Genomic DNA, 17,540 nt, shown 5'->3' on the forward strand with positions numbered 1-17,540 from the left:
TGCTCTCTTGTTGACTCGAACCGTCAACACAACGGCCGGACCAGGCAGGCCGACCAGCCGAGTAGCTAAGGACAACGCCATGACCACGATATGCAGTTCCGCGAAGCACGGTTTTCCCAGAGGCCGCCGGCTTGCCGCGGCTCTGCTGGTTTCCACGCTCGCAGGAACCGCACTGGCCGCGTGTGGCGCCGAGGCCCAGGGCGCGCAAACGGCCAAGGTCTCCGCCAGCACCGGCGAGACCACGGGCGACGCCAAGATCACCTGGGGCAAGTGCCCGGCACTGGCCGAGGGACAAACCCGTAACCCCCACCTGGCCTGCGGGACGTTGGAGGTCCCACTGGACTACCAGAACCCGGGCGGCGCGAAGATCGACGTGGCGGTCTCCCGGCTGTCCACCGCCAAACCCGGGAAGCGACGTGGCGTCCTGCTGCTGAACCCCGGCGGGCCGGCGCTGGGCGGTCTCGACATGCCTGAAACCATGGCGTCCACACTGCCGAAGTCCGTGCTGGACCGTTACGACCTGATCGGCTTCGACCCGCGCGGCGTCGAACACAGCACCCCGCAAAGCTGCGGTCTGAAGGACCCGAGCGTGACCGGGCTGTTCCCCTATCCCGCCGCGGACGGCTCGATCACCAAGAACGTGGCCCTCGCCAAGGCCGACGCCAAGCAGTGCGCCGACACCGTGGGCAAGAACCTGCGGTACTACAACACCGCCAACACCGCCCGCGACATGGACCGCATCCGCCAGGCGCTCGGTGAAAAGAAGATCTCCTACTGGGGCCAGTCCTACGGCACCTACCTCGGCGCCGTCTACCGCTCGCTCTTCCAGAACCACACCGACCGGATGATCCTGGAAGGCAACGTCGACCCCACCAAGGTATGGGCCAACCAGGTCGCGGACACCTGGGGCAAGGGCATGGCCGACCGGTTCCCCGACGCCGCCCGCGTCGCCGCGGCGCAGAACAGCACCCTCCAGCTGGGCACGAACGTCGCGCAGGTGACCCACACCTACCTCACCCTCGCCGACCGGCTAGACCGCACGCCCGCAGCGATTCCCGGCGCATCGGTGTCACTGGACGGGGCGCTGCTGCGGAACATGACCTACGCCCTGCTTCTGCACAACAACACCCTTCCCGTACTCGCCAAGTTCTGGAAGGCCGCCGACGACCTGTCCCACGGCAGCACCACGGCCGCCGACGCCGCGGTTCTCAAGGAGGTGTTCGCCGACTCACCGTCGTCCCCGGGCGTCCCCGCGGACAACCAGGCCACCATGTTCATGGCTCTGACCTGCGGCGACGCCGAATGGCCGCACGACGTCGACGGCTACGCCACCCGCACCGCCGCCGACCGCGAGAAGTGGCCGCTCACCGCGGGCATGCCCGCCAACATCTGGGCCTGCGCCTTCTGGAACAAGCCTGCCGAGGCGACCGTCAAGGTCGTGGCCGGCGGCCCGCGCAACACCCTGATCCTGCAGAACCGCCGGGACAACGCCACCCCGTGGGAAGGCGGCGTCGGGCTGCACAAGGCCCTCGGCGACGGCTCCGCCTTCGTCGGCGTCGACAACGGCGGGCACTACGTCTACAACGAGGGCTCCGCCTGCATCGACAAGGCCACCGTCGGCTTCCTGACCACCGGCCACCTGCCGAAGAAGGACGTCTACTGCACCGACGTCACCCAGAAGTAACCCGCCGGAACCCGGTGGTCCCATCCTCCAGACAGTCCGTGCCCTCCACCCACGCAGTATCCGCGGATCGGGCCGTTGCCCGTCCTGTCGAGCTCGCCGGAAGGAGCCGGGGCGCAAACGGTGCTGGACCAGGCCATGTTGGCGCGGTCCGGCACCGTATCCGATCTCAGCGCGCCCGAGGCATCCGCGTGTTCTTCGCGGTCGGGCACCCCGTCACCGAACCGTGCGCCGAGCGATCCGCGCCGGGTAGCCGCCGGGCCGGGCAATGTTCCGGCTCAAAAGCTGTTACGGAGGGCCGCGAGCGCCTGGTCGCAGTACTGTTCGAGTTCCTCGATCCCGCCCTGGCCGCCGCGTTCGAGCCAGCTGGTCGTGGCGGTGTCGAGGCAGGCCAGCCCGGTGGCCACGATCACCTGCCCGCGCAGGCTGCAGGTCAGTAAGGGTGTAGCGGTGCTTTTCCAAGAACCTTCAGATGTCCCGGAAGATCTCGATCTGCGCCCCGATCGAATTCAGCCGCTCGGCGAGATCCTCGTAACCCCGGTTGATGACATACACGTTCCGCAGCACGGACGTGCCCTCGGCCGCCATCATCGCCAGCAGGACGACCACGGCGGGGCGCAGGGCCGGCGGGCACATCATCTCGGCGGCGCGCCAGCGGGTGGGGCCCTCGACCAGGACCCGGTGCGGGTCGAGGAGCTGGAGGCGGCCGCCGAGGCGGTTGAGGTCCGTGAGGTAGATCGCGCGGTTGTCGTAGACCCAGTCGTGGATCAGGGTCTTGCCCTGCGCGACCGCCGCGATCGCCGCGAAGAACGGGACGTTGTCGATGTTCAGGCCCGGGAAGGGCATGGGGTGGATCTTGTCGATCGGGGCTTCGAGCTTGGAGGGGCGGACCGTCAGGTCGGCCAGGCGGGTGCGGCCGTTGTCCGCGAAGTACTCGGGCGAGCGGTCGTGGTCGAGGCCCATCTCCTCCAGGACCGCCAGCTCGATCTCCAGGAACTCGATGGGGACGCGGCGCACGGTCAGTTCGGACTCCGTGACCACCGCGGCGGCCAGCAGGCTCATCGCCTCGACCGGGTCCTCGGAGGGGGAGTAGTCGACGTCGACGTCGATGTTCGGCACGCCGTGCACGGTCAGCGTGGTGGTGCCGACGCCCTCGACCTTGACGCCCAGCGCCTCCAGGAAGAAGCACAGGTCCTGGACCATGTAGTTGGAGGAGGCGTTGCGGATGACCGTCACGCCGTCGTGCCGGGCGGCGGCCAGCAGCGCGTTCTCGGTCACGGTGTCGCCGCGCTCGGTCAGCACGATCGGCCGGTCGGGACGGACCGTGCGGTCGACCTGCGCGTGGTACTGGCCCTCGGTGGCCGCGATGTCCAGGCCGAAGCGGCGCAGCGCGATCATGTGCGGTTCGATGGTCCGGGTGCCGAGGTCGCAGCCGCCGGCGTACGGCAGCTTGAAGTGGTCCATGCGGTGCAGCAGCGGACCGAAGAACATGATGATCGAGCGGGTGCGTACGGCGGCCTCCGCGTCGATCGCCGCCATCTCCAGCTGGGCCGGCGGCACCAGTTCCAGGTCGACGCCGTCGTTGATCCAGCGGGTGCGCACGCCGATGGAGTTGAGGACCTCCAGCAGGCGGTACACCTCCTCGATGCGGGCCACCCGGCGCAGCACCGTGCGCCCCTTGTTCAGCAGCGAGGCGCACAGCAGGGCGACGCAGGCGTTCTTGCTCGTCTTCACGTCGATGGCGCCGGACAGACGGCGACCGCCGACCACGCGCAGATGCATCGGGCCCGCGTACCCCAGCGACACGATCTCGCTGTCCAGGGCTTCTCCTATGCGGGCAATCATCTCAAGGCTGATGTTCTGGTTGCCGCGCTCGATCCGGTTGACCGCGCTCTGGCTGGTGCCGAGCGCCTCCGCGAGCTGCGTCTGTGTCCAGCCTCGGTGTTGCCGGGCGTCACGGATGAGCTTGCCGATGCGTACGAGGTAGTCGTCTGCCATGAGGTTGAGGTTATCTCAGATATGAGATGGCGCCCGCTGGGGGGTCCATTCGGGTGACGGCACGTCAGTGGCCTGCGGGTTCACGGGGGATGTCGTACATGTGGATGATTCGTCCCTGGGTGTCCCGTTATTCGGCTTCCCGCGCGCACCGTCCGTCATTCCCGCGCGGGCGAGGGAAGCGACACGGCCCGACCTGGCCGGGCATGACCATCCCGCGCCCATGTACTAGAGTTATCTCGACATCGAGATATCTGCCAGGCGCACCGCAGCCGCCACTCACTAAGGGTTACCTAACTAAGCCTTACCTCAGCGGATCGGCCCAGCCGGGGTGGCGGCAGGATTGACGGTGGTACGCGCACATCAATGAAGGAGACTGTCGTGTCGGCGAACAGCTTCGACGCCCGCAGCACGCTGCAGGTGGGCGACGAGTCGTACGAGATCTTCCGGCTGGACAAGGTGGAGGGCTCGGCCCGCCTGCCGTACAGCCTCAAGGTCCTGCTGGAGAACCTGCTCCGCACGGAGGACGGCGCGAACATCACCGCCGACCACATCCGCGCCCTCGGCAACTGGGACTCCCAGGCCCAGCCCAGCCAGGAGATCCAGTTCACGCCGGCCCGCGTGATCATGCAGGACTTCACCGGCGTGCCCTGTGTCGTGGACCTCGCGACCATGCGTGAGGCCGTGAAGGAGCTCGGCGGCGACCCCGCCAAGATCAACCCGCTGGCGCCGGCCGAGCTGGTCATCGACCACTCCGTCATCGCCGACAAGTTCGGCACCAACGACGCCTTCAAGCAGAACGTCGAGCTGGAGTACGGCCGCAACAAGGAGCGCTACCAGTTCCTGCGCTGGGGCCAGACCGCCTTCGACGAGTTCAAGGTCGTCCCGCCGGGCACCGGCATCGTCCACCAGGTGAACATCGAGCACCTGGCCCGTGTCGTCATGGTCCGCGACGGCAAGGCCTACCCGGACACCCTGGTCGGCACCGACTCGCACACCACCATGGTCAACGGCCTCGGCGTCCTCGGCTGGGGCGTCGGCGGCATCGAGGCCGAGGCCGCCATGCTCGGTCAGCCGGTCTCCATGCTCATCCCGCGCGTCGTCGGCTTCAAGCTCACCGGTGAGCTGCAGCCCGGCACCACCGCCACCGACCTCGTGCTCACCATCACCGAGATGCTGCGCAAGCACGGTGTGGTCGGCAAGTTCGTCGAGTTCTACGGCGAGGGTGTGGCGGCCACGAGCCTCGCCAACCGCGCCACCATCGGCAACATGTCCCCGGAGTTCGGCTCCACCGCCGCGATCTTCCCGATCGACGACGAGACCCTGAACTACCTGCGCCTGACCGGCCGCTCCGAGCAGCAGGTCGCGCTGGTCGAGGCCTACGCCAAGCAGCAGGGCCTCTGGCTGGACCCGAAGGCCGAGCCGGACTTCTCCGAGAAGCTCGAGCTGGACCTGTCCACGGTCGTCCCGTCCATCGCCGGCCCGAAGCGCCCGCAGGACCGTATCGTCCTCGCCGACGCCGCCGAGCAGTTCAAGCTGGACGTCCGCAACTACGTCGACGACATCGACGAGGCGGGCAAGGAGTCCTTCCCGGCCTCCGACGCCCCGGCCGTCCACCCCAACGGCTTCCCGTCCAACCCGGTTCCGGTCACCGCCCCCGACGGCACGACCTACGAGCTGGACCACGGTGCGGTGACGGTCGCGGCCATCACCTCCTGCACCAACACCTCCAACCCGTACGTCATGATCGGCGCCGCCCTGGTCGCCAAGAAGGCGGTCGAGAAGGGCCTGACCCGCAAGCCGTGGGTCAAGTCCACCCTCGCCCCGGGCTCGAAGGTCGTCACCGACTACTTCGAGAAGGCCGGCCTCACCCCGTACCTGGACAAGCTGGGCTTCAACCTGGTCGGCTACGGCTGCACCACCTGCATCGGCAACTCCGGCCCGCTGCCGGAGGAGGTCTCCAAGGCCGTCAACGACCACGACCTCGCCGTCACCTCGGTCCTCTCCGGCAACCGCAACTTCGAGGGCCGTATCAACCCCGACGTCAAGATGAACTACCTGGCGTCCCCGCCGCTGGTCGTCGCCTACGCCATCGCGGGCTCCATGAAGGTGGACATCACCCGTGACGCCCTGGGCACCGACCAGGACGGCAACCCGGTCTACCTGAAGGACATCTGGCCGACCGAGGCCGAGGTCAACGAGGTCGTCGCCAATGCCATCGGCGAGGACATGTTCGAGAAGTCCTACGCGGACGTCTTCGCCGGCGACGCCCAGTGGCAGTCGCTCCCGGTCCCCACCGGCAACACCTTCGAGTGGGACGCCGAGTCCACCTACGTCCGCAAGCCCCCCTACTTCGAGGGCATGGGCATGGAGCCGGCCCCGGTCGAGGACATCGCCGGCGCCCGGGTCCTCGCCAAGCTCGGCGACTCGGTCACCACCGACCACATCTCGCCGGCCGGTGCCATCAAGGCCGACACCCCGGCCGGCCAGTACCTCACGGAGCACGGCGTCGAGCGCCGCGACTTCAACAGCTACGGCTCGCGCCGCGGCAACCACGAGGTCATGATCCGCGGTACTTTCGCCAACATCCGCCTGCGCAACCAGATCGCGCCGGGCACCGAGGGCGGCTACACGCGTGACTTCACGCAGGAGGGTGGCCCGGTCTCCTTCATCTACGACGCCTCGCAGAACTACCAGGCGGCCGGTGTGCCGCTGGTCGTCCTGGCCGGCAAGGAGTACGGCTCCGGTTCGTCCCGCGACTGGGCCGCCAAGGGCACCGCGCTGCTCGGCGTCAAGGCCGTCATCGCCGAGTCGTACGAGCGCATCCACCGCTCGAACCTCATCGGCATGGGCGTCCTGCCGCTGCAGTTCCCGGAGGGCGCCTCCGCCGAGTCCCTCGGTCTGACCGGCGAGGAGACCTTCTCCATCTCCGGCGTGACCGAGCTGAACAACGGCACCACGCCGCGTACGGTCAAGGTCACCACCGACACCGGTGTCGAGTTCGACGCGGTCGTCCGCATCGACACCCCCGGTGAGGCCGACTACTACCGCAACGGCGGCATCATGCAGTACGTGCTGCGCAACCTGATCCGCAAGTAAGCGGCAGGCACAGCGGTTCAGGGCCGCATCCCCGGCACCGGGGGTGCGGCCCTTCGCCGTCCGTCCCGCGACCAGGCTATCGGCCCGGCTCAGCCGGAACACAGCCTTCCCCGGCAGTGCCTTCGGCGGGTCGGCCCGGTTCGATGGGCAGCTCTGCCTGACCGGTCCGGTGGTGCCCTACGGCAGTGCCTGTTCCGCCCAGATCACCTTGCCCTGGGGGCTGTACCGAACGCCCCAGCGCTCGGTCATCTGCGAGACCAGGAACAGACCCCGGCCGCCCTCGTCGGTGGTCGCGGCGTACCGCAGGTGCGGCGAGGTGTTGCTGCCGTCGGCCACCTCGCAGATCAGCGTGCGGTCACGGATCAGCCGCACCCGGATCGGCCCGCCGGCGTAGCGGATGGCGTTGGTGATCAACTCGCTGAGCACGAGCTCCGTGGCGAAGTTCAGCTCGTCAAGGCCCCACTCCGCCAGTTTGCCGGACACGGCCAGGCGCATGTCCGACACGGCCGCCGGATCGGTCGGCACGTCCCAGTCGGCGACCTGGTCGGGCGTCAGTGCCCGGGTGCGCGCGACGAGCAGCGCGACGTCGTCCGTGGGCCGCCCGGGCAGCAGCTCGTCCAGCACCGCCTGGCAGCTCGCGTCCGGTGCCCGACCGGGATGGCCCGCCAGCGCCTGCCGCAGCAGCTCCATACCCACGTCCAGATCGCGGGCGCGGTCCTCGATGAGACCGTCGGTGTACAGCACGAGCTCGGTGCCCTCGGCCAGCTGGAACTCCGCCGTCTGGAAGGGCATGCCCCCGATGCCGAGCGGGGGCCCGGCCGGCAGGTCGGCGAAGGTGACGCTGCCGTCGGGGTGGACCAGCGCCGGTGCCAGATGCCCCGCCCGCGCCATGGTGCAGTGGCGCGTCACCGGGTCGTAGATCGCGTACAGACAGGTGGCGCCGGCTATCTCCCCGGTCGTCTCCGCGCAGCCCTCGTCCTGGTCGATGCGGCCGACCAGGTCGTCCAGATGGCCCAGCAGCTCGTCGGGCGGCAGGTCGAGGGTGGAGAAGTTGTGCACCGCGGTGCGCAGCCGTCCCATGGTGGCGGCCGCGTGCAGGCCGTGGCCGACCACGTCACCGACGACCAGCGCCACCCGGCTCCCCGGCAGCGGGATCACGTCGAACCAGTCCCCGCTCACCCCGGACTGCGCGGGGAGATAGCGGTAGCCGACGTCGAGGGCGCTCTGCTCGGGCAGCGCCCGCGGCAGCAGACTGCGCTGCAGGGTGACCGCCACCGCGTGCTCGCGGGTGAAGCGGCGGGCGTTGTCGATGCTCACCGCGGCGCGGGCGACCAGCTCCTCCGCCACCGACAGGTCCTCCTCGTCGAAGGGGTCCCGCTTGGCCCGGTAGAAGTTCGCCATGCCCAGCACGACACCGCGGGCCCGGATCGGGGCGACGATGAGCGACTGGATGCCGTAGTCGAGGATCTCCCTCGTGCGCCGTGGATCCTGGGCCTGCCAGCCCCGCGCGGCCGACAGATCGGTCACCAGCTCCGAGCGGCCGCTGCCGTACCCCCGGGCCTGGGGCGTGGACGGCAGGAAGTCGATCAGCCGGTCCTTCTCGTAGAGCGGATGGTCGTCCCGGACGCCATGGACGGCGATGCGCCGCATGTCCGTGGCGGTGGCCGCCGGCTCCTCGCCGTGCAGCACGGCGTCGGCCAGATCCACGGTGACGAAGTCGGCGAAGCGCGGCACGGCGACCCGCGCCAGCTCGTCCCCCGTGCGCTGCACGTCCAGGGTGGTGCCGACGCCCAGACCGGCGTCGTAGAGCAGCTTGAGCCGCTCCCTGGCGACCTCCGCCCGTCCGGACAGTGCCTGCAGCTCGGTCGTGTCGCGCAGGGTCACCACGGTGCCCCTGGGGCCTCCGGCCCGGTCCGTGGGCCGCTGGTTGACCGCCAGCAGCCGGTCCCCGGCGAACAGCACCTCGTCGGTGGCCACCCGCCCGGAGACGAGCAGGTCCACGAAGTCGGGATCGAGGCCCGAGAGCCCGGCGACATGGTGCCCCTCGGCCTCGGCGGGCAGCTCCAGCAGCCGCCTGGCCTCGTCGTTGACCAGCATCAGCCGCCCGTCGGCGTCGACGATGAGCACGCCTTCCCGCACCGAGTGCAGCACCGTGTCGTGGTGCTCGTACATGCGGGTCATCTCGTCCGGGGCCAGGCTGTGGGTCTGCCGGCGCAGCCGCCTGCCCACCAGCGCCGTGCCCCCGGTCGACACCACGAGCGCCGCGGCCCCGGCGGTCAGGATGATCGGCAGCTGCCGGTTCACCTCGTGGGTGACGTTCTTGACCTTCATCCCGGCGGAGACGAGCGCGACCACCTTGCCGTGGGTGTCGTCGATCGGCACGGTCGCCTGTTCCTCGTGACCCAGCGGGCCGTGCACGCTCTCCGTGTACACCTTGCCGGCCAGTGACGGGCCGATCCGGCCCACGAACCGCTTTCCGATCTTGCTGGGGATCGGGTGGGTGTAGCGGATGCCGTGGGTGTCCATGACGACGATGAAGTCGACGCCGGCGGACTTGCGCCCCGCCTCGGTGAGCGGCTGGAGGATCTTGGACGGGTGGGGCGTGCGCAGCGCCTGCAGGACGCCGGGGGAGTGCGCGAAGGTCTGGGCGACGGCTATCGATCGTCGTCTGGCCTCCGTGCTGGTGTCCCGCTGCGACTGCAGGACGAGGGCCAGGACGGCGCAGAGCACGATTGCCACGACCAGCGCCACCTGCAGCACGAAGACCTGCCCGGCGACGCTCCGCGGGCTTTTGCCGATCACAGACCGCCAGGAGTGACGCCTGAGCCGGTCAGTAATGTCCGACATGCGGCCTTTTTAGCACCGGGTTCACCCGGGTGGCTATGGCCGTTCCACGAGCCGGACGCGTGTTACCTCCCCATGGGTGCGAATCGTCCCTGGTCACGAGCGTCTGGACGGTCCGGAGGTTGCCGGGGGAATCGGTGTCCGAACCGCTCTGGGCGGACCCGGTGTTCGTGCACCGGGTCCGCGAGCCGGGCGGGTGAGGGGGGTGGTGGAAGCCCGCCCGGGTGGTGCTGGCTTGTGAGGAGCGCCGAGTGCGCGACAACGTTGTCTATGGTCTGTGCATGACTCTACCGCCCCAACCGACAACGATGTCAACCCACTTGGAGTAACCCGACCGGGTGATCCAGGCGTGCGCCTGCCGCGCCGTACGTGATCTTCCCGCGGTCTTCCGTGGTACCGCTGGGGCGCGCTACTGTCCCTGCGGCTTGTGCGACCTGTGGTGCGCGACCCGTCCGTAAGGAGGAAGGGCCGCGTATGCGTTTCCGTCCCCTGTCCCTGTTACTGGCCGCGCTTCTCACCACCGGCGCCGCCGCCACCCCCGCCCCCGCGGCGAGCACCGCAGCTCCCGATCTCGTCAAGGATCCCACCGGGTACGTCGATCCGCTGATCGGCACCAGGAACGGCGGCGATGTCTTCCCGGGCGCCGTCGTGCCCTTCGGCATGCTCTCCTGGAGCCCCGAGAACACCAGAGGCGACGCCACCAGAACCGCCGCCCCCGGTGGCTACCAGTACGACGCCACCCGCATCCGGGGCTTCAGCCTCACCCATATGTCCGGCACCGGCTGCGCGGGCGGCAGCGGCGACATCCCGTTCTTCCCGTACGCCGGCGAGGTCACCTCCTCCCCGGCGAGCGACACCGCCGACGCCGTCTACGCCTCCGCCTTCAGCCACGCCGACGAGGCCGCCGAGCCCGGCCACTACAAGGTGGGCCTCGCCTCCGGCGTCACTGCCGACCTCACCGCCACCGCACGCACCGGCTCGGCCCGCTTCACCTTCCCGGCCGGCCGGCCCGCCTCGCTGCTGGTGCGCACCGCCAACTCGGAGCTCGGCTCACAGGACTCGACCGTCACGATCGACCCGGAGAGCCGTACGATCTCCGGATCCGTCACCTCCGGCGACTTCTGCGGCTACCTCGATCCGGAAGGCCGGCGCGCTTACTACACCCTGTACTTCACCGCCCGCTTCGACCGCGCCTTCCAGAGCACCGGCACCTGGCAGGACAGCCGGCTGAACCCCGGCTCCCGCACGGCCTCCGGCGGCACCGGCGGCTTCACGCACGGCGGGCGGCCCGTCACGGGCAAGGGCGCCGGCGGGTACGTCGAGTTCGCGCCCGGCACCGGAGCGGTGAACGTCAAGGTCGGCATCTCCTACGTCAGCCGGCAGGCCGCCGAGGCCAACCTCGCCGCCGAGAACCCGCCCGGCCGCTCCTTCGACGCGGTCGCGAGCGCGGCCCGCCGGGCCTGGCGCGAACGGCTCGGCCAGGTCCGCGTCGGCGGCGGCACGGACGCCGACCGCACCACCTTCTACACCGCGCTGTACCACGCGCTGCTGCATCCGAACGTCATCAGCGACGCCGACGGCGGATACCGCGGCAGCGACGGCAAGGTCCATACGGTGGGCCACGGCCATCAGGCCCAGTACGGCACCTTCTCCGGCTGGGACGTCTACCGCGACCAGGTGCAGCTGCTCACCCTGCTCGACCCGCGCACCGGCTCCGACATCGCCCAGTCGCTGTACGAGCTGGCCCGGCAGAACGGCGGGACCTGGGACCGCTGGCTGCACGGCGCGAGCGGCACCCACGTCATGAACGGCGACCCCTCGCCGACCGCACTGGCCGGCATCCGGGCCTTCGGCGGCACCGGCTTCGACCTGCACGGCGCGCTGGACTCGCTGGCCCGGGCGGCCACCGTCCCGACCGCGCAGGACCTGTCCCCGGCGGGCAAGCCGGTGCTGTCCGCCGGCCAGCGCCCCTCGCTGGACAAGTACCTCGCGCTGCACTACATGCCGAGCGTCTCCAACGCCTGGGGCGGCGCCGCCGAGACCCTGGAGATGTCCACGGCCGACTTCTCGATCTCCCAGCTCGCCGCCGCCGCAGGCGAGAAGGACACGGCCGCCACGTTCGCGCGCCGTGCCCAGTGGTGGCAGAACAACTTCGACATCGCCGCCGACCGGAGCGGCGGCTACAGCGCCAACCGCAAGGCCGACGGCAGCTGGGTCACCGGCTTCACCCCGGACACCGGCAACGGTTTCGTCGAGGGCACGGCCGCCCAGTACACCTGGATGGTCCCGCACGACCCGGCGGGCCTGTTCGCCGCGCTCGGCGGCCGGGACAAGGCGCTCGCCCGGCTCGACGACTTCTTCCACGAGGCCGACGGCGGCTGGGCCCTGACCGGCCACGGCGGCACCAAGTCCGAGCTCGACAACGAGCCGTCGATCAACGTCCCCTACCTCTACGACTACGCGGGCGCCCCGTACAGGGCACAGGAGACCGTGCGGGCCGCCATGCGGCAGCTGTGGTCGACCGCGCCCGGCGGCATCCCCGGCAACGACGACCTCGGCGCGATGTCGGCCTGGTACGTCTTCTCGGCCCTCGGCATGTATCCGCAGGTGCCCTCCCGCGCCGAACTGGTCCTCGCCTCACCGCTGTTCGAGCGCGTGGAGATCAGCCGACCGCAGGGCAACGACATCTCCGTCCGCGCGGCCGGAGCGGCGCCCGACGCGCCGTACGTCCAGTCCCTGAAGATCGACGGCCGCACCAGCGACCGCCCCTGGGTGCCGGCGTCCTTCGTCCGGGACGGCGGCACCCTGGACTACACCCTCTCCGGCACCCCGAACCGGACCTGGGGCAGCGACCCGGGGTCCGCCCCGCCGTCCTTCCGCGAGGGCGAGCAGCCGTACCAGATCGGCGTCGGCCCCACCGCCGCCACGCTCGCCCCCGGAGACAGCACCAAGACCGTCGTCCGCGCGCTGTCCCTGAACGGCGGCACCGGCCCCGAGGTGCGCTTCCGGGTGGACACCCCGGCCGGCGTCACGGCCACGCCCGCCGAGGGCACGGTCACCGACGGCGTCCAGGAGGTCACCCTCACCGCCGCGAAGACCGCCGCACAGGGCTTCGCCGACGTCACGATCACGGTGACCTCGGGCGACACCTCCTACCGGCAGCCGGTCGCGCTCACCGTGGCCGCCCCCGGCACCCTGCTCGCCGCCTACGACAACACCGGGATCTCCGACGACACGGGCGACCACGACGAGGCCGACTACGACGGCGGCGGCTGGAGCTACTCCCGCCAGGCCCTCGCCGCGGCCGGCCTGACGCCGGGCGGACAGGGCACGGTCGACGGCCTCGCCTTCACCTGGCCGGACTCACCCGACGGCCGCCCGGACAACGCCTCGGGAACCGGCCGGACCATCCAACTCGCCACCCCCGCCGACAGGTTGTCCTTCCTCGGCAGCGCGGTCAACGGCAACCAGCAGACCACGGCGACCGTCACCTACACCGACGGCACGACCGACACCGTCGACCTCTCCTTCACCGACTGGACCATCGGCGGCGGAGGCGGCACCGTCCAGTACGGCAACGAGGTCGTTGCCAGGACCGCGTACCGCAATGTCGCGGGCGCCGACCAGGACCCGGTGGCGACCTATGTCTTCGCCACCAGGCCCTTCACCGCGCCGGACGGGAAGACCATCGCGAGCGTCCGGCTCCCGCAGAACGGCGACCTGCACGTGTTCACCCTGGCCACCGGCTGACCGACTCACATGACAAGGGGGGCGGACCCGAACGGGCCCGCCCCCCTTTCCCGTGGCCGGGTCAGGCCAGCAGCTCCACCTCCGCCAGCGTCGACTCGCCGTCCAGGACCAGCCGGTACTTCGAGTACGTGCCCGGCGTGGCGATGGTGAACGCCCGGGTCTGGCGGTCCCAGCTGAACGTTTCGCCGGAGCGGTGGTCCAGGGTCTGCCAGGTCGTGCCGTCCGTGGAGCCCTGGAGGGTCCAGCCGGTCGGCGCCCTGGTGTGGTCAGCCGAGGAGGTCAGCGTGTACTGGACGGGCTTCACGGCCCCGTCCACCGGCAGATCCACCGAGGTGACGGTGGCGTCCGTCGCCGAGGTGTTGTCGAACAGCGCGCCGTCGCCCTTCAGGACGTCCGAGCGCGGCGCCGGCACCTTGTCGTCCTGGGTGATGGAGACCGGGGCCGCGTTCTTGCCCGTGCCCCACGCCGACGGCCTGGCGCCCATGGAGAACTGCAGCACCCCGCCCTTGGACAGCAGCGAGTGGGGCAGCGAAGTCGACGTCCAGGGGCGGCCGTTGAACGTCACGCCCTGGACGTACACGTTCCTGGCACTGCTCGCCGGCGCCTTGATCACCAGGTCGCGGCCGTTCTCCAGGTGCACGGTGACCTTCTTGAACAGCGGGGAGCCGATGGAGTACTCGCCACTGCCCATCACCAGCGGATAGAAGCCGAGCGCGGAGAAGAGGTACCAGCCCGACTGCTCGCCGTTGTCCTCGTCGCCGTGGTAGCCCTGCCCGATCTCGCTGCCGACGTAGAGCCGGGAGAGGATCTCCCGGACCGCCGCCTGCGTCTTCCAGGGCTCGCCGGCCGCGTCGTACATGTACGACACATGGTGCGCGACCTGGTTGGACTGCCCCAGCATGCCCATCCGGACGTCCCGGGCCTCGGTCATCTCGTGGATGACACCGCCGTAGGAGCCGACGAAGTCCGGGGAGGCGGTCTCCGGGGTGGAGAAGAACGCGTCCAGCTTGTCGGCGAGACCCTGCCGGCCGCCGTACAGGTTGGCCAGGCCCCGGCTGTCCTGCGGGACGCTGAAGGCGTACCCCCAGCCGTTCGTCTCCGTGTAGTCGTAACCCCAGACGCGCGGATCGTACGTCGCGGAGTCCACCCGCCAGTCACCCTTGACGTCACGGCCCTGGAAGAAGCCGCCCGACGCCTTGGAGTCGAACAGGTTCACATAGTCCCGGGCGCGGTTGAGGAAGTACGCGGACTCCTCCTTGTAGTGCTTCTCGCCCGTCTTCCTGTACAGGGCCTCGCCCATCTTCGCGATGCCATAGTCGTTGACGTAACCCTCCATCGCCCAGGACATGCCCTCGGAGGTGGCGGTGCTGGTGTATCCGAGGAACGGCGAGGTGCTCATGCCCTTGCGGCCCACGCCCGGCATCGGCGGCACCACGGTCGCGTTCTTCAGCGCCGCGTCATAGGCGGCCTTCGCGTCGAACTTCACGCCCTTGACGTACGCGTCGGCGAACGCCACGTCCGAGGAGGTGCCGGTCATCAGGTCGGCGTAGCCGGGGGAGGACCAGCGCGAGGTCCAGCCGCCGTCCCTGTACTGCTGCACGAACCCGTCGACCATCTCGCCCGCCTGGGACGGCGTGAGGAAGGAGTAGGCCGGCCACGTGGTCCGATACGTGTCCCAGAAACCGTTGTTGACGTACACCTTGCCGTCGACGATCTTCGCGCCGGTGTGGGTCGGGGTGTCCTGGCTCGGCATGGGGGAGAAGGGGGAGGCGTACTGGTCCTTGCCGCCCACCTTCTCGAAGCCCGAGTTCGGGTACAGATACAGCCGGTACATGCCGGAGTACAGCGTGGTCAGCTGGTCCTGCGTCGCGCCCTCCACCTCGACCCTGCCGAGCAGCTCGTCCCAGGTGCGCTGGGCCTGCTCCCTGACAGTGTCGAAGGAGGTGCCGTCCGGGATCTCCTGGCGCAGGTTGTCCTTCGCCTGGTCGATGCTGATCAGCGAGGTCGCCAGGCGCAGCGTGACGGTGTGGTCCGCGCCGGCGTCGAAGCGCAGATAACCCTTCACCCCGCCCGATCCGCCGTCCGTCACGGGCTTGTCGAACTCGCCGTACACGAACAGCCGCGTCGCACCGGTCGACAGGCCCGACTTCACGTCCGAGAAACCGGTGACGATCCCGTGCTCCTTGTCGAGCGTCAGGCCCGCCTGCTCGGTCACGTTGTCGAACAGCACGCTCGCGTCGTCGCCGGGATAGGTGAAGCGCAGCATCGCCGCATGGTCGGTGGGCGTCATCTCCGCCTTGAGACCGTTCTCGAAACGGACCCCGTAGTAATACGGCCGCGCGGTCTCGTTCTCGTGCCGGAACGGCAGCTCGCGCGCCTGGCGACCGGTGTCCGGAGTGCCGGACGCGGCCGACGGCATCACCTGGAAGGTCTGCCGGTCACCCATCCACGGGCTCGGCTCATGGCTCGCGCTGAACGCCTGGATCGTGGGCAGGTTGTCGGCGTTGTTCGCATGTGCGTACTCGTACAGCCAGCTCAGCGATGACGCGTTGGTCACCGGCGTCCAGAAGTTGAAACCGTGCGGAAGAGCCGTCGCCGGGAAGTTGTTGCCGCGCGAGAAGCTGCCGCTGGAGTTGGTGCCGCGCGTGGTCAGCGCGTAGTCCGACAGATGCGCCTTCGGCTCCTGGGGCGCTGCGGGCCTGATCGCCACGTCGTCGATCCAGCCCCGGAACTTCGTCGGCCCGGCGGGGGAGTCGTACGCCACCAGGATCCGGTCGACCGTCTTGCCGGCCGCCACCGAACCGATCCGCGTGACAACGTTGTTCCACTGGTTGACGTACAGCGACTTCGAGTCGCCCTGCCCGCGCGGCGACAGCGGGAACCCGTGCTGGTCCAGCGCGCCCAGATCGCTCAGAGAGGTGCCGTCGGTGAAGGCCAGGTCCAGGGAGACGTTCGTGGCGTCGTAGTCCCGGTCGCCGTCGGCCATCTGCGGGAAGATCCGGTACGACAACTCCGTGTCGCCGCCGACCTTCACGTTCACGTCGAAGACCTTGTTGTACGAGTACGCCCGGCCGCCCGCCGTGTGCCGCCCGGCGTAGCGCAGCGCCCGCTTCCCGGTGAACCCGACCCGGGCCCTGGCCGTCGGTGAGGCGGTCGGGCCCTTGTCGACCAGCGTCAGCATGTCCTGCGGCACCGGGCCGCCCCCGCCGCCGGTGGAGAACTGCACATCGGCGAGCTGCAGGATGTCGGCGCCGGAGTTCTTCGTGATTTCCAGCCGGAAATGCTGGTACTCGGCGGGCTCGGCCAGGTCGTAGGACTTGGTCTGGAACCGCTCGGAGAAGGTCTCGCCCGCCCGGGTGTCGACCGTCTTCCAGTCCTTGCCGTCGGTGGAGCCGAGCAGCGTCCAGTCCCTCGGGTCGCGCTCGGCGTAGTCGTTGGCCGAGGTGAGCGCGTACGTCACCAGCTTGATGGGTTTGTCGAGGTCGAACTCGACCCAGCCGGTGGGCTCGAAGGTCAGCCACTTGGTGCCGGACTCGCCGTCGACCAGGTTCTCCTTGACCTCGCCCGGGCCCGTGTTCTCGCCGCTCGCCCGGACCTCGGTGACATGGTCGTTCACATTGCCCGGAATGCCGGTGCTGTAGCCGCCGTCGACCCCCGAGGCGCGCTTGGTGCCGTCGGGCGCGGTGTCGACGGTATCGAGCCAGTCGGGCGCCGGATCGCCCGTCTCGAACGAGGATGCGAACTCCCGGTCGGCTGCCGGAGCCTTGGCGGGCAGGGCGACCGCCGCGCCCTGTGCGCCGACGGCCAAGACAAAGGCGGCCGTGAGAACGACCGCCGGACCCCATCTGTGCCGAGTTCTCCGCTGCATCTACGGATTCCCCTCCTGCGACCGCTCTGGACAACGTTGTCAACTTCGGTGCGCAGGAACCAGTAGGGCGTCAAGTGGCCCATGGTGTCAAGGGTGTTGGCTGTGGCATTCGGGCACTTATGCCGCGGGTTTTTCTGCCGGGCACTCCACAGGGGCCTCATATTTCCGCCAGGTCTCAACTCGGAAAAGACCCATCGCGAACCCTGTATTCGATCTTGCTCCGCCGACGGGAAGTGGACTATACCTGTCGGCACTTCCAGCAAGACCCAGCACTACTCTGCACGACCCAGCACTACCCGACCG

At 69.6% G+C, this 17,540-nt stretch carries 7 protein-coding genes; 3 read left to right on the top strand and 4 right to left on the bottom strand.

Features of this window, described 5'->3' with window-relative positions; genetic code table 11:
• Nucleotides 1-79: 79 nt before the first annotated feature.
• The gene (locus tag ACZ418_RS38460) at nt 80-1,684 is read left to right on the top strand and encodes an alpha/beta hydrolase (protein WP_468372335.1); all 1,605 of its coding nucleotides are present in this window, start codon (nt 80-82) and stop codon (nt 1,682-1,684) included.
• A 275-nt stretch (nt 1,685-1,959) separates the two neighbouring features.
• Here the strand turns inward: ACZ418_RS38460 and ACZ418_RS38465 are convergent, their stop codons facing one another.
• Nucleotides 1,960-2,094, bottom strand: a complete 135-nt coding sequence (locus tag ACZ418_RS38465; protein ID WP_468372337.1) for a hypothetical protein — start codon at nt 2,092-2,094, stop codon at nt 1,960-1,962.
• A gap of 55 nt (nt 2,095-2,149) precedes the next feature.
• A complete protein-coding gene (locus ACZ418_RS38470) occupies nt 2,150-3,679 on the bottom strand; it encodes a helix-turn-helix domain-containing protein (RefSeq protein WP_468372340.1) in 1,530 nt (509 codons plus the stop codon).
• 378 nt (nt 3,680-4,057) lie between these two features.
• Between ACZ418_RS38470 and acnA the strand changes: the two genes are divergently transcribed.
• Nucleotides 4,058-6,775 carry an aconitate hydratase AcnA gene (gene acnA, locus ACZ418_RS38475; protein ID WP_468372342.1) on the top strand — a complete coding sequence of 906 codons (2,718 nt, stop codon included), beginning with the start codon at nt 4,058-4,060 and terminating at the stop codon, nt 6,773-6,775.
• A gap of 177 nt (nt 6,776-6,952) precedes the next feature.
• Here the strand turns inward: acnA and ACZ418_RS38480 are convergent, their stop codons facing one another.
• Nucleotides 6,953-9,622, bottom strand: coding sequence for a SpoIIE family protein phosphatase (locus ACZ418_RS38480; RefSeq protein ID WP_468372344.1), 2,670 nt, complete (start codon nt 9,620-9,622; stop codon nt 6,953-6,955).
• A gap of 471 nt (nt 9,623-10,093) precedes the next feature.
• On the opposite strand from ACZ418_RS38480, the gene ACZ418_RS38485 reads away from it, so the two are divergent.
• On the top strand, nt 10,094-13,369 hold the full coding sequence (locus tag ACZ418_RS38485) for a GH92 family glycosyl hydrolase (protein ID WP_468372347.1): 3,276 nt from the start codon (nt 10,094-10,096) through the stop codon (nt 13,367-13,369).
• A gap of 61 nt (nt 13,370-13,430) precedes the next feature.
• On the opposite strand, the gene ACZ418_RS38490 is transcribed toward ACZ418_RS38485, so the two are convergent.
• Nucleotides 13,431-17,237, bottom strand: a complete 3,807-nt coding sequence (locus ACZ418_RS38490; RefSeq protein WP_468372350.1) for a GH92 family glycosyl hydrolase — start codon at nt 17,235-17,237, stop codon at nt 13,431-13,433.
• Nucleotides 17,238-17,540: the final 303 nt, after the last annotated feature.

It is taken from the genome of Streptomyces sp. NPDC030820 (genome assembly GCF_055572075.1).